Origin of the sequence: Flagellimonas sp., from assembly GCF_965222555.1 — a bacterium.
Classification (GTDB): domain Bacteria; phylum Bacteroidota; class Bacteroidia; order Flavobacteriales; family Flavobacteriaceae; genus Flagellimonas.
The window spans coordinates 257,116-272,166 of record NZ_CBDCUG010000005.1 but is presented as its reverse complement, the minus strand read 5'-3'; the positions used below and the strand labels follow the sequence as shown (position 1 = coordinate 272,166).

9 protein-coding genes are annotated in these 15,051 nt (G+C 40.2%); 4 read left to right on the top strand and 5 right to left on the bottom strand.

Translation table 11 applies throughout. The annotated features are described in order from the left end of the window. Nucleotides 1-33: 33 nt before the first annotated feature. Nucleotides 34-2,430, top strand: coding sequence for a sodium-translocating pyrophosphatase (locus tag ACOQO1_RS09790; RefSeq protein WP_420602695.1), 2,397 nt, complete (start codon nucleotides 34-36; stop codon nucleotides 2,428-2,430). Nucleotides 2,431-2,559: 129 nt separating this feature from the next. Here the strand turns inward: ACOQO1_RS09790 and ACOQO1_RS09785 are convergent, their stop codons facing one another. The 5 genes from ACOQO1_RS09785 to ACOQO1_RS09765 form a co-directional block, all read right to left on the bottom strand. Next, nucleotides 2,560-3,276, bottom strand: a complete 717-nt coding sequence (locus ACOQO1_RS09785) for an energy transducer TonB (RefSeq protein WP_420602694.1) — start codon at nucleotides 3,274-3,276, stop codon at nucleotides 2,560-2,562. A gap of 240 nt (nucleotides 3,277-3,516) precedes the next feature. Then, nucleotides 3,517-4,131, bottom strand: coding sequence for a deoxynucleoside kinase (locus ACOQO1_RS09780; RefSeq protein ID WP_420602693.1), 615 nt, complete (start codon nucleotides 4,129-4,131; stop codon nucleotides 3,517-3,519). Between the two features lie 127 nt (nucleotides 4,132-4,258). Further along, a complete protein-coding gene (locus ACOQO1_RS09775) occupies nucleotides 4,259-7,549 on the bottom strand; it encodes an amidohydrolase family protein (RefSeq protein ID WP_420602692.1) in 3,291 nt (1,096 codons plus the stop codon). 128 nt (nucleotides 7,550-7,677) lie between these two features. After that, complete coding sequence (locus ACOQO1_RS09770) at nucleotides 7,678-8,358, bottom strand: response regulator transcription factor (RefSeq protein WP_420602691.1); 681 nt, start codon at nucleotides 8,356-8,358, stop codon at nucleotides 7,678-7,680. Continuing rightward, entirely contained in the window at nucleotides 8,355-9,782 is a 1,428-nt protein-coding gene (locus ACOQO1_RS09765; protein ID WP_420602690.1) for a sensor histidine kinase, read from the bottom strand. Before ACOQO1_RS09765 ends, ACOQO1_RS09770 begins: the two co-directional genes overlap by 4 nt. 166 nt (nucleotides 9,783-9,948) lie before the next feature. Between ACOQO1_RS09765 and ACOQO1_RS09760 the strand changes: the two genes are divergently transcribed. The 3 genes from ACOQO1_RS09760 to metK all read left to right on the top strand — a co-directional run bounded on the left by ACOQO1_RS09760 (nucleotide 9,949) and on the right by metK (nucleotide 15,022). Continuing rightward, the gene (locus ACOQO1_RS09760) at nucleotides 9,949-10,878 is read left to right on the top strand and encodes a GLPGLI family protein (RefSeq protein ID WP_420602689.1); all 930 of its coding nucleotides are present in this window, start codon (nucleotides 9,949-9,951) and stop codon (nucleotides 10,876-10,878) included. A 5-nt stretch (nucleotides 10,879-10,883) separates the two neighbouring features. Beyond that, nucleotides 10,884-13,574, top strand: a complete 2,691-nt coding sequence (locus tag ACOQO1_RS09755; RefSeq protein WP_420602688.1) for a carboxypeptidase-like regulatory domain-containing protein — start codon at nucleotides 10,884-10,886, stop codon at nucleotides 13,572-13,574. Nucleotides 13,575-13,768: 194 nt separating this feature from the next. Next, nucleotides 13,769-15,022, top strand: a complete 1,254-nt coding sequence (gene metK, locus ACOQO1_RS09750) for a methionine adenosyltransferase (protein ID WP_420602687.1) — start codon at nucleotides 13,769-13,771, stop codon at nucleotides 15,020-15,022. The last annotated feature ends 29 nt before the right edge of the window (nucleotides 15,023-15,051 follow it).

Below are 15,051 nucleotides of genomic sequence, written 5' to 3'. Positions count from 1 at the left end.
TGCCATTAAAAAAATCATAAATAACAACTAACTATGGATTTAATTGTAAAGTTTCTGCCCGCATTTGGTGTTTTGGGCTTGTTGTACGTGTTCATTAAAAACGTATGGGTCTCAAAACAGGAGGTAGGGGATGATAAAATGGCACGTATTGCCAAGAATATTGCTGATGGGGCAATGTCATTTTTGAAGGCAGAATATAAAATACTTAGCATTTTTGTTATCGCCGTTGCGATTTTGTTGTACTTTAAAGGAAGCAGTGAAGAGGGGTCTAATGGAATGGTGGCCGTTTCTTTTATTGTTGGTGCTATTTGTTCAGCTCTTGCTGGTTTCATCGGAATGAAGGTTGCTACAAAGGCCAACGTTAGAACAACAAATGCAGCCAGAACTTCCTTGGGGAAAGCCCTTGAGGTTGCCTTTGCAGGTGGTGCAGTAATGGGGCTTGGTGTTGTAGGATTGGGAGTTCTAGGATTGAGCGGGCTTTTCATGTTGTACAGTGGACAAGGCTGGGCACTTGGTGAAATATTGAACGTACTTTCTGGTTTCTCTTTGGGAGCTTCTTCCATCGCACTTTTTGCACGTGTGGGAGGTGGTATTTATACCAAAGCGGCTGATGTTGGTGCCGACCTTGTTGGTAAAGTTGAAGCAGGTATCCCTGAAGATCACCCGTTGAACCCTGCAACCATTGCGGATAATGTTGGGGATAATGTTGGGGACGTTGCCGGTATGGGTGCTGACCTTTTTGAATCTTATGTAGGATCTATCATTGGTACAATGGTATTGGGAGCTGTATTTGCTACACTTCCAGAATTTGCTGGTGCTTATGATGGTTTGGGAGCTGTATATCTTCCTTTGGCATTGGCTGCCATTGGAATCGTAATGTCGATCATAGGAACATTCTTTGTTCGTGTTAAGGATGGTGGTAACCCACAAACAGCATTGAATATTGGTGAATTTGGCTCTGCCGCCCTTATGTTGATAGCTTCATACTTCATTATAAATGGTATGTTGCCAGAGGCTTGGGTTGAAGGTGGAAAAGAATATTCTGCAATGGGTGTTTTCTGGGCAACTATTGCTGGTCTTGTTGCTGGTCTTGCCGTTGGTAAGGTTACAGAATATTACACGGGAACTGGAACAAAACCTGTTAACTCTATTGTACGTCAATCAGACACTGGTGCTGCAACCAATATCATTGCTGGCCTGGGTGTGGGAATGATGTCTACGGCTATTCCAATCATCTTGATTGCCGCTGCTATTTTGGTTTCACATCACTTTGCTGGTCTTTATGGTATTGCAATCGCTGCTGTAGGAATGTTGGCAAATACTGGAATCCAATTGGCTGTTGATGCTTATGGGCCTATTTCCGATAATGCAGGTGGTATTGCTGAAATGGCTGAATTGCCAAGCGAAGTTCGTGAACGTACCGATAAATTGGATGCTGTAGGTAACACTACTGCTGCTATTGGAAAAGGATTTGCAATTGCCTCTGCTGCTTTGACGGCTTTGGCGCTTTTCGCAGCTTTTATGAAAACAGCGAATGTAACCTCAATTGATGTCTCTCAACCCGATATCATGGCAGGTTTGCTGATTGGAGGTATGCTTCCGTTTGTATTCTCTGCACTTTCCATGAATGCGGTTGGAAGAGCTGCCATGGCGATGATTGAAGAAGTACGTCGCCAGTTTAGAGATATTCCTCAATTGAAAGCTGCTTTGGAAGTGATGCGGGCTGTTGATTCAGATATGTCCAAAGCCACGGATGAACAAAGAGCAACTTTTGACGCTGCCGATGGTGTTGCGGAATACGATAAATGTGTTGCTATTTCAACACAGGCCTCTATTAAGGAAATGGTATTGCCTGGACTTTTGGCCATTGCCGTACCCGTTGCTATTGGATTTATAGGCGGAGCTGAAATGTTGGGTGGATTGTTGGCCGGTGTGACCACTGCAGGTGTGTTGATGGCAATTTTCCAATCCAATGCTGGTGGTGCATGGGATAATGCCAAAAAGACTATCGAAAGTGAAGGACGCAAAGGTTCCGATGCCCATAAGGCCGCTGTTGTTGGTGATACTGTTGGAGATCCTTTTAAAGATACCTCAGGTCCATCATTGAACATCTTGTTGAAATTGATGTCCGTTGTGGCCTTGGTTATCGCTCCAAGTTTGGTGAATTTGGATGCATCGGATGAAATTAGCATGTTGAAGGCTGATGGAACTACAATTTCCATTACCGAAGATGGCATGAAAGAAACCATGCAGGTTGAAAAGCAAATCCGTGTAGAGATCAGCAACACCGCCGAAGGTGCTTATAAAGCTGTAGTGACTTCAACCCATGAAGTGGCGGGAAAAGCTACAGAAGAGGTAAAAGAATTTACTGCTGCTACCAAGGAAGAAGTCCAAAAGTTGGTAGATGAGTATAAAGAAAAGAAGGAGTAATATTCTTCACTTTTTAAAATATAGAAGAGCCACACCTTAAGGTGTGGCTCTTGTTTTTCAAGCTATTGTCAATTCGAGCACAGTCGAGAACTTAAGCAATTGCATCTGGACTGTACTTCGATATAATACTTATTGAAGTTGAAACACTATCGGAATGGAAAAAGGCACCTTTACAGGAGTACCTCTTTGCTTTCCAGGTGTCATTTTGGGTAATTTTGACAAAATGCGAGCGGCTTCGGCCTCCAATATCTTGTGCGGTCCACGCATTTTAACCTCACCAATACTGCCATCTTTTTGAATAGTAAACTGTGTGAATACTTTTCCTTGTAGGCTCATGTCAACAGCATTTTCAGGATATTTAAAATTCCTTCTTATGTGCTTTTGCATCATTTCCTGAAAACATGCTCTTTTACCCTCTTTGGTTTTTTCATTTTCACAACCAGGAAAAACGGGTACATCTTCAACAACAATAAACGATACTTCACTTGGAATATCTTCTGGGATAAAATCAACATCTTCAACATCCATTACTTCTGTGTCCTGATCTGGTTCATTGGATTCAATTACGGTTTCAATAATATCCTCCTCATCGTCAACAACTTCAATTACTGGTGGGGTTTGAATTTTTGGTGGCGGAGGTGGTGGGAGTTTCTGAAAGGTAATCGGTGCTTCTTCAATCAATTCTTTATCAGGGTTTAAACTTGCAAAATCATTATCGAATGCAGGGTAATATGTTTTCCACTCCATGGCCAAATAAGCCAACAACAAAATAGCTGTTAGTCCTATCATAAAATAAAGAGTGCTGTTCTTTTTCAGTTCCAATTTTGGATTTTTCTTGAATTCCATACGTTCAAATTTTATGAAGCCTAAGCTTCGAGTTAGAAATAGTGGGTGTTAACCCTAATCTAAAACTAGGTTGAAACTAAAGAGGATAAAACCAAGAATGAGGGAACGGGCCTTTTGAGTGAGGGAAAATTCAAATTTTGTCATGCTGAACTCGTTTCAGCATCTCACAAGAAGATATCTACCTATAATGCTCGGGTGTGATTCTGAAATAAATTCAGAATAAGGAGTGCTGATTAAAGCTTAAAACAATCCATGAATCTCAGCATCAATTTTATTGATAACCTGGCCTAAATCCTCTGGTTCATCAACAAAGTTGATGTTGTCCACATCAATGACCAGAAGCTTACCTTTTTCATAGGTGTTTACCCATGCTTCGTAACGTTCATTTAAACGGCTGAGGTAATCTATGGAGATACTGTTTTCGTATTCCCGACCTCTTTTATGGATTTGATTCACCAAATTGGGAATAGAACTGCGTAGATAAATCAATAAATCTGGTGGTTGCACCAAGGTTTCCATCAATTCAAAGAGACTTTTGTAATTTTCAAAATCCCGGTTGGTCATCAATCCCATAGCGTGTAGGTTGGGTGCAAAAATATGCGCATCTTCATAGATGGTACGATCCTGAATCACATTTTTGCCACTTTCCCTGATTTTGAGAATCTGCCGATAACGACTGTTCAAAAAATAAATCTGGAGATTAAAGCTCCAGCGTTCCATTTGCGTATAGAAATCATCTAAATAGGGATTGTCCACAACATCTTCAAATTGGGCGTTCCATTTGTAATGTTTGGCCAAAAGAGTGGTCAATGTGGTTTTTCCTGCTCCGATGTTTCCTGCTACGGCAATGTGCATGGGTGTTAATCTTGAATGGTTATTAGTTTACAGCGTTTAGTCGCAAAGGCATACAATATACAACGAATCTTGTGGACGATAAAACCAACTTTAGCGGTTTTATCAACGTTTCGATGAAAAACCATTATCAGTGCTTTAGCGCATGGCAACTGCAACCTGGAATGGTGAAACTCTGGGTCTGTTCGTGCCAGGGAAATGCTTGGTTGTACTTGTTGTTTTCCCAATAAAATTTACTACGCTCTTTAGCCTCATTACCAATTTCGTTCATGGTCTCTGTGTCATAAAGCCGTCCATTTATCATGGTATAGCGAACAGAGTGTGTGTTCTCAATATCTTCCAATGGATTTTTATCGAGTACGATCAAGTCGGCTAGTTTGCCCACTTTCAAAGAACCAATTTCACTTCCCATACCTATATATTCGGCTCCGTTGATGGTGGCTGCTTTTAAAGCATCCATATTGCTCATGCCCCCAGCTTGTAACATCCAAAGCTCCCAATGGGCACCCAAACCTTGCAACTGCCCATGAGCACCAAGATTGGCTTTCACCCCTGCATTTGTAAGATCCGTAACGGTTTTGGAAACCAATACATGTCCGTTGGTATATTCTTCTTGCGGTGCCTTGGTTCTGTGACGACTTCTGGAATCAATAATATGTCTTGGAGTATACTTCAACAACTTTTCATTTTCCCAAACATTATCCCGTTCGTAATAGAAATATTCTCCGTTTAAACCTCCGTAATTTACGATTAGAGTCGGGGTATATCCACTTTTACTATTGCTCCATAGCGTAAGAATGTCATTGTAGACCGGAGCAACAGGAATATTATGTTCAATACCCGTGTGTCCATCCATGATCATGCTCATGTTATGGAAAAAGGTAGAACCTCCTTCGGGAACCACATTGACTCCCAATTCTTTTGCAGCCTGCATGATCTGTTGTCGTTGTTCCCTTCTTGGTTGATTGTAGCTCTTGACCGAAGTGGCTCCAAAAGCCTTAGTTCTTCGAATGGCAGAACGTGCATCATCCAAACTATTGACCAACGCTTTAAAATCACCATCCGCACCATAAAGAATGAATCCAGTGGAATAGATTCTCGGACCAACCATTTCACCACTTTTCACCAATTCGGAAAGTCCAAATACGGTCTCGCTATTAGCAGATGGATCATGTGCCGTAGTGACACCAAAAGCAAGGTTGGCGTATAATTGCCAATGTTTTTTTGTATTCAATCCAGAACGGAACGCTCCAATATGAGCATGGGCATCCACAATGCCGGGCATGATGGTCTTGCCTTTGGCATCAATTATTTCAGTATTTGAAGGGATGGTGATTTCTGAAGAGGCACCTATGCTTTCAATTTTGTTGTCCTTTATAATTATAGTGGCATTTTCCAGAACTTCATCGTTTTCCATGGTGATGATTCTGGCATTGGTAAATGCGATACGCCCTTTTGGTCTATCTGTTTTCGTAACCAAGCCTACTTGTAAACCTTTTTCTGTTATTGGAGGAATGCTGTCAGGTGAATTTTTAAGGTAGGTGAATCTTTGATTCACATCATTGGAGAAATATTCACTGCCCAGGGTCCAATGCAGTTTTTGACTGTCGTTGGACCAATGTAGGCTATATCCGGCATCCTTTGCCACTTGTGTAACAGGGAAAGCTTTGCTTTTTGGGTCAAACTCTATCGTTTGACCAGTCATGGTCATCGGTGCTACATAAGCTTTGTGCAGATTGGAGAACAGCAACCATTTATTGTCAGGAGATGGTACAATATGGTTGGCATATTTGGATTTGAAATGTGTGCGTTCATCCTTCCCGTTCAAATCGATGCTTTTGAGTTCCTTGGTCAAGGATCCAAAGAATTGCCCTCCAGTTTGAAAGAAAATCCGCTTATCATCCACACTAAAGGTTGGGGTCAACCCATTGCCGGTAAGTTTTTTGGCATTATTTCCATTGAAATCCATCATATAAATCCCAGGTTCTTTGGTGAATGTATGCCCTTGATCATTGCTTCCCCCTTGTTTTCCATAAACAATATGTTTTCCATTATTGGAAAAGGAAGGGAATCTGTAGATTCCTTTAACCGAAGTCAGTTTAGTTGAAGACCCTCCAGTAGCGGGTATTTTATGAATGGCGCCCAGGTTCCCATCATCCCAGGTCACATAAATAATCTCCTTTCCATCTGGAGAGAAAGAGGGTTCAAATTCCAAATCAGTACCTTTTGTTAGACGTTTTGGTTTGCCATTGGGCAAAGTTTTGGTCCAAAGGTGTCCCAAAGCACTGAAGACAATTCTTTTGCCATCTGGAGAGGTTTTTACATGACGGATTACTTTGGCGGTAAACTCATCTGAATCTACTTGATGCTGCACCCGATGTGTCTCCGCAATTTTGATTTTTGTATCTATTTGAAAAGGAATACCGCTGACCTGAAGGGTTTCAATATTGATTTTTTGGATTTTACCCCCCGCCCAGAAAACAATTTCCTTGTTGTTGGGCATCCAACTAAAATTGGGATACGTACCAAAAATGGCCCAAGCTTCCATCTGGTCTTTATTCAACGCATCATAAATTGGCCACTCTTCACCAGTTTCCAAATCATGGATAAACAAAACGGTTTTGGTACGGACACGTTTTACAAAAGCTAACTTTTTATTGTCGGGCGATACCGTTGGTCTTGACGCACTTCCGGGACCTCCGGTTATGGTAATAGTCTTTCCAGTTTCAAAATCGTAACGTTTGATCGCATAGATCTGTGCATTCGGATTCTTGTTGTATTGGAAAAATCCACCTGGATACATGTCCTCACAGTAGTACAAATATTTGCCGTCGTTTGAAACGAAAGGTTCGTTAACATCTTGCTGGTCGTTTTTTCTCTTTGTCAACTTTAACCCACTTCCTCCAGTGATATGATACTGCCACATTTCACCCGCGCCCAAGGATCGTTGTGAAGTAAAGTGTTTTCTTGCTATTAAATGATTGCCATCCGGTGTCCAAACAGCATTGTTCAACAATCTGAAATTTTCTTTGGTGACTTGTTTTGCATCGTTGCCATCAACATCCATCACCCATATATTGTCACCGCCCCCGGCATCGGAAGTAAAGGAAATTTGTTGTCCATCTGGACTAAAACGAGGCTGAACTTCAAACGGAAGTCCAGAACGTAAAGCTTTGGCATTTCCTCCTGAAATGGGCATGATATAGATATCCCCAAGCATATCAAAAACAACTTGTTTGCCATCAGGACTGACATCTAGGTTCATCCATGTGCCTTCATCGGTTGATAAATCTACTTCATTGATTTTCCAATCGGTATAAGGATTGGAAACATCCCATTTTTTTTCGTCCTTTTTATCTTGACCTATAACTAGGAATGTAAATGAGAATAGAAGAATGGAAAGTAAAGCTTTGTTTTTCATGATCTGTGGATTAGTCGGACAGCAAAATACGGATAAACTGATAAAAATTATCCATGGAGATTTTAAAAAACTGTTCGAAAAGTAGTTTTTAGTACAAGAATGTCTGGGGATGTTTTCCTATGTAGAAATTAACAAATCAATTTATAGCCAAAGCCGCGGACATTGATGATTTGAATATTAGGGTCTTGCTTTAATTTTTTTCGGAGTTTGGTGATAAATACATCCATGCTACGAGCATTAAAAAAATCGTCATCTCCCCATAATGTTTTTAAGATTGTGGAACGATCAAGGACAAGGTTCTTTTTTTGGACCAAGTGATATAATAGTTGCGATTCACGATGGGTAAGCATGACTTCTTCAGTTTCCCAGGTCAATAATTGTTTTACACTATTAAACCGAAACTTACCTATAACAATGTCTTCCAAATTTTCTTGTAGTGATACACGGTTCAGAAGTGCCTTTATACGAACAATAAGCTCTTCCATGCTAAATGGCTTTTTTAGATAATCGTTGCCACCATGTTCAAACCCCTCAACAATATCTTTGGTCTGAGATTTTGCCGTTAGAAAGATGATGGGAATGGTCGGATTTTCCATTCTTATTTCTTTGGCCAGTGTAAACCCGTCTTTTTTGGGCATCATTACATCCAATACCAAAAGATCTGGTTTATTTTGACGATAAGCTTTAAGGGCTTTTTCTCCATCTTCACAAAAGGTGACCTCAAAATTCCTTGTTTCCAGACTTTCCTTGATGATTGTACCCAGCGCGGTCTCATCCTCCGCTAAAATTATTCTAATCGTTTGAGTCATAACTGGATTTTGAAAATAGTCAGTTTTTTGTCAGCGACCAGTTGTAGGGTGCCTTCGTGTTTTTCGATTATTTTTTTGGAATAGAAAAGCCCGATACCAAACCCCTTTACGTCGTGCTGGTTTCCAGTTGGGATGCGGTAAAACTTTTCAAAAATGCGATCTTTTTGCGTTTGGGAAATGTTGCCCCCGTTATCTGCAACTGTAATCTCAGTTTGATCAATCACCGAGTTGAGGTTCACCTGTATTTGATTGCCTCCATATTTAATGGCATTATCGATAAGGTTGGCCACAGCATTTTCAAAATGGAACGGATCTACTTCAACCTGAAGTTCAGGACAATTGGCACTGAACAACAATTCCTTTTCTGGGGCAATCATCCGATATTTTTCAACCAATTGCTTTAGCATTTTTATAAGATCAATGGGTTCCTTGTTTATAATGAGTTTATCATTGTCCAAGGTAGCTGTCTCTAAAAGCTTTTCCACCATTTGATTCAGCTTTTGCAATTGTTGGTTGGAAATGTCCAGATATTTTTCCGTTTTTACTTTGTCATTTTGCTGATTGAAATTCTTGATTCCCTCGATAGCTGTGGTTACCGTGGCAATGGGAGTTTTGAACTCGTGGGTGATATTACTTATAAGATCATTTTTGATTTCCGACAGTTGCTTCTGCTTGGTTATGATGCGAAGTAGGTGTAAAAGACAGAGAATGATGGCGGTGGACAGGACAAACGAAAGTAAGATGCCCGTTAAGCTTCTTTTGAGAATTGCCAAAGTCGGGTTTGAAAAAAATAATTGCAGGTTTTGTGAAGCAGGTAAATAGGTAGATTTTGAAAAGGTCTTTAGTTTAAACTTTTTTGGAATATTTCCTTTGGAACCATAGAGTATGGAATCATCTTCACAATGAACCAATTTGTAACCTATGGTGATGTCCTTTCTCTTAAGCTCATGAGCGAGCAAGCTGTCCATAGTGGTAAAGTTTATGCTGTCGTTTATGGCAGCTATGACCAATCGGTTGGCAAATTTTCGCATCTCTCCCGAGCTGTCCCTCATCATTTGTCTGAATATATGTAAAGGTTTTAGTGATGGATGATTTTCTCCTAATTCTATTATTGAAATTGATTCCTTAGAGCCATCCTTCCTGTTGAAAGCTCTTTGTTGGATAAATAAAGAGTCTAATCTGGATTTTATGCGCAGCGAATCCTCCCCAACTGCTTTCCAAAAGAAATCATTTCGTTTTTGCCTGTTTTTTTGATTGGTTCTTCCAGCAAATGCAAAAAAGTCGGTTTTGGCAAGTCCTGCATAGTAGGCCTCTACGCTGTTGTCCAAACTAATTTGTACTTCATTGATCAATCGCTGCTTATTGGTGGCATAGTTTTGAATGTTCCAATATATCTGGATGCCAATGGTAACCAGTATTGTCAACCCGATGAGATAAACTAACGTCCTATGTTTTTTGTAATCCACTACCTCTAAAGTAAAGGTTTGTGTCGGTAATTTATCGACGGTTAACACTAGTTAACACTGGTTAACGGTATTTTCTCCGCTTGGAGTTCAAATTTGTGGAAACGTTGAACCTATAAAAACAGTCATGACAAGTATTAAGTACATTATTCCAATTCTAGTATTGATTTTGTTCCAAGGCAATGGAATTGCCCAAGATTTCCAAGGAAAAGCCACATATTTTAGCAAAACTTCCATCGATTTGAATTTGGACGGAAGACAAATTTCCGAAGCACAGAAGCAGCGCATACAGGAACGGATGAAGAATTTATCGGAACGTACTTATGAACTGACCTTTGATAAAACGACTTCATTATATGAGGAAGAGGAAAAACTGGAAACCCCATCCAATTCCCAGGGAAGGGGGAGAGGTGGAGTTCGGATGTTTGCTAGCTTTTCCGGTGCAGATGGCAAATATTATAAGAATGTGCAAAATCAAAAGTATTCAAACCAAACCGAAATGTTTGGGAAACAGTTTTTGATTCAGGATAGCCTTAATCAATGGGAATGGAAGTTGGGTTCCGAGACCAAAAAAATAGGGAATTATACCTGTTATAAAGCTACAACGATAATTCAACCGGACACCACTGCATTTGATCGCTTTAGAAGAATGGCCCGTAGGGCACGTGGGAGGCAAGGACAACAAGTAAGGGAAAATGACACCATTGTGAAGGATAGTACCGAAAACAATTCTCTTTTGTCCCGAATTGAGGAACCTGAGGAGCGGATTGTCACAGCATGGTACACTCCAGAGATTCCAATTAGCCAGGGACCTGGACCCTATTGGGGATTGCCTGGTCTCATATTGGAAGTGAATGATGGAAGAACCGCCATTTTATGCAATAAAATTGTAATGAACACAAAGGATAAAGAAGAGATTAAAGTGCCCACTAAAGGAAAAAAGGTGAGCCAAGAAGAATATGATCAAATATTGGTTGAAAAAATGGAGGAAATGTCAGAGCGATTTCGTTCTGGAAATAGACGTGGTGGAGGTTCAATACGAGTCATAAGAGGTTAGGGAACATGTGGAATTATAAATTAATAATCTGTACCATACTTTTTGGTGCACTGGGAAGTTTTGTCCAGGCTCAAAAAATAACGGTAAGCGGAATGGTAAAAGATAGTTTGGGCAATGTATTGGATGTGGCCAATATTGTTGCCATCAATCAGACGGACCAAAAGTTGGATGGTTTTGGGATTACCAATCCCGAAGGTTTTTATAAAATCAACATCAAAGCGAATTCAACTTATATATTAAAGGTGAGCTATTTGGGGTTCCAAACTCGAGAAATTCAGCTAACTACCCAAGAAAATGATGTTAAGCTAGACGTTACCCTGTTTGAAAAGCCTGAAAGCCTTGATGAAGTAGAAGTGGTTTATGAAATACCCATTACCATTCAGGGTGATACAATCGTGTATAATACGGACTCCTTTGTCTCTGGCACAGAAAAAAAATTGGCCGATGTTCTGGAAAAGCTCCCTGGAATTGAAGTAAACGATGACGGTGAAATTGAGGTCGAGGGTAAACGTGTTTCCAAGGTGATGGTGGAAGGTGAGGATTTTTTTGATGGGGATTCCAAATTGGCATCAAAAAATATTCCTGCCAATGCATTGGACAAGGTAGAGGTATTGCGCAATTATAGTGAAGTGTCACAGTTACGCGGTGTTACCAATAACCAAGATAATGTAGCGCTGAACATCAAACTAAAAGAAGGAAAGAAAAAATTTTGGTTTGGTGAAGTCACGGGAGGTACAGGACCTGATGGTCGTTATGTGGCCCATCCCAAGTTGTTCTATTATAGTCCTGAGTATAGTATCAATATACTTACAGATCTTAACAATATTGGAGACTTACCTTACACCGCGCGTGATTTAAGAAATTTTACTGGGGGCTTGCGGGGAGGCACTAGGCAAAATAATGGGACTATTTTCAATACGGGGTCCAATGATTTGGGGTTGAGCCTACTTCAAAATAATAGGGCCAAAGAAATCGATTCACGATTTGGAGCTGTCAATTTCAGCTATAAACCTTCGGAAACGTGGCGTTTTAGTGGTTTTGGTATTTATTCATACAACAACAGCCTTATGGAAACCAATGCCATGCGAACCTTTATCACTACCAATCAACAGGAATCAACCATGACAGAAACAGATCAGGTGTCCAAATTGGGATTGATAAAATTTGAATCCAATTTCAGCCCATCATCCAACTTTCAATGGAATTATGATGGGTTTATAAAATTCTCAGATGAAGAGGAAGCGGTAAATGTCCTTTCTATAGCCAACGTAACCGACAATATTACAGAAAACAAGGTGCAACGACCAACAAACTTCACGCAGAATTCAAACCTGTATTACACCCTGAACAAAGACCATATTTTTGCTCTGGAACTGCAATATATACACAAGGATGAAGACCCTTTCTACAACGCTATTCGTGAAGAACAGCCTTTTTTGAACATTATTCCGTTTGATGACACGCAAAACAATTTTGATATTGGTCAAGAACAACGTGTTTTGACCAATAGAGTTGATGCCAAATTGGATTACTATTGGGTCACAGGTCCCAAAAGCAATTTGAATTTTACTTTTGGAACCACGCAGAGCAGCCAAAATTTTGACTCGGGAATCTTTCAGATTTTAGATAATGGCTCAACCTTGAATTTTGGTGGGGATGAGTTGAACAATAGGGTCAGTTATAATTTTTCCGATACCTTTTTTGGGTTTCATTATAAACTTATTTCCGGGAAGTTCACTATCAATCCAGGGTTTACCATACATGATTATACCGCGACCAATTCCCAATTGGGGACCGATGTAAAGGATGGACTTTTTAACATCGTTCCGGATATGTTCGTCAACTTGCAGTTGAAACAATCAGAAAGCCTTAGGTTGAATTACAATGTAAGCCGCAACTTTTCTGATATCAACCGTTTTGCACAGGGGTATGTGTTCAATAATTACAATTCGATATACCAAGGGAACAGAAATTTGGAAAGTGCCCTTTATCACAATGTGTCATTGAATTTCTTCAGCTTTAATATGTTCAATCTGCAGAATATTTTTGCCAATGCTTCGTACAGTAAAAGAATTGATGCTTTTAAAAGTAGTTCGAATATCCTTGGTATTAATCAGGTCAATACTACGATCAATTCTAACCTGGAAGATGAGACCTTCAACCTAACAGGGAATTTTCAACGCACATTTGGAAAGATAAAAATTAGTTCAAGGGCAAGTCTAAACTATTCAAACACCAATAATATTGTGAATGATGCCCCTAGAAATTCCACTTCATTGACACAGAGCTACAGTGGATCCGTGGGAAGTAGTTTTAGTAATGCGCCCAACCTGGAATTGGGGTATCGCTATACCGTCAATGACTATGATAACGGCGGAACGGAATCTACCTTTTTTACGGATCGCCCGTTTGCCAAATTCGATATGGCATTCTGGAATGGCTTTATTCTTTTAGCGGATTACGACTATTATTTTTATCGTGATAGATTGGGCACGGTGGAAAACAAATATGGGTTTCTAAATGCCAGTCTATCCTATCAAAAGAAGGATAGTAAGTGGGAGTACAGCATAAATGCTACCAATTTGACCAACAATCAGGTGTTGAACAGCGATACTTTTAATGACTTATTCTTCAGGACATCATCCTATGTGGTTCAACCCCGTTATATTGTCTTTAAAATAAAATACGATATCTGATCAGCGCTTTGAACGGGGATTAATTTTGCGGATTTTAAGTTTTCCCATACTTTTGCCCTTCATAAATATTGAGGAAAGATTTGACTGATTGCAACCTCAGAAGCTGAAACAAATTCAGCGGAAACAAAAATGCTAAAAGGAGTGTAAACTTTTTTGGGCTGTACCGTCAAATCTCTCCGTATAAATATAAGTACATGCCATATTTGTTTACATCAGAATCTGTAAGTGAAGGACACCCAGACAAAATAGCCGATCAAATCAGTGATGCACTTTTGGATAATTTTTTGGCCTTTGACCAAGAAAGCAAAGTAGCTTGCGAGACATTGGTGACCACGGGTCAGGTAGTGTTGGCAGGCGAAGTAAAGAGCAATACATATCTGGATGTGCAAAATATAGCACGGGATGTAATCAATAAAATAGGGTACACCAAAGGGGAATACCAATTTAGTGGGGATTCTTGCGGTGTAATTTCATTGATTCACGAACAATCCCAAGATATCAACCAAGGAGTTGATAGAGGAAGTAAGGAAGAGCAAGGTGCGGGCGATCAGGGTATGATGTTCGGCTATGCAACTAAAGAAACTGAGAATTACATGCCTTTGGCATTGGATATTTCGCATAAAATTCTTCAGGTCTTGGCAAAATTAAGACACGAAGGAACGCAAATAGCTTATTTGCGGCCGGATGCCAAAGCACAGGTGACCATTGAATATTCAGACGATAACGTACCACAACGAATAGATACCATTGTGGTGTCCACCCAGCACGATGAGTTTGATTCTGATGAAAAGATGTTGGCCAAAATAAAAGAGGACATTCTTTCAATTTTGATTCCGGAAGTCAAAAAATTGTTGCCAGAATCCATACAAGAGCTATTTAATGATGATATTAAATATCACATCAACCCAACAGGCAAGTTTGTGATTGGTGGACCTCATGGTGATACTGGCCTGACAGGGCGTAAAATTATTGTGGATACCTACGGTGGAAAAGGTGCCCACGGTGGCGGTGCTTTTAGTGGAAAAGACCCCAGTAAGGTAGATAGAAGTGCGGCCTATGCGGCCCGACACGCAGCCAAAAACTTAGTGGCGGCAGGAGTAGCCGATGAAATTTTGGTGCAGGTGAGTTATGCTATTGGGGTAGTTGAGCCCACTTCCATTTTTGTGGATACTTACGGTACCGCTAATGTCAATCTATCCGATGGCGAAATTGCCGAAAAAGCTTCAGAATTGTTCGATATGCGCCCTTTTGCCATTGAAGAACGATTAAAGCTGAGAAATCCTATCTATCTGGAAACTGCCGCATACGGACATATGGGAAAACAACCTCAAAAGTTGACCAAGGTCTTTGAATCGCCATACAATGGAAGGGTCGAAAAAGAAGTGGAGCTTTTCACCTGGGAAAAACTGGATAATGTTGATGCAGTTAAAGCGGCGTTCAATTTGTAAAACGCATTCCTATATCTTTCTTAACTAAG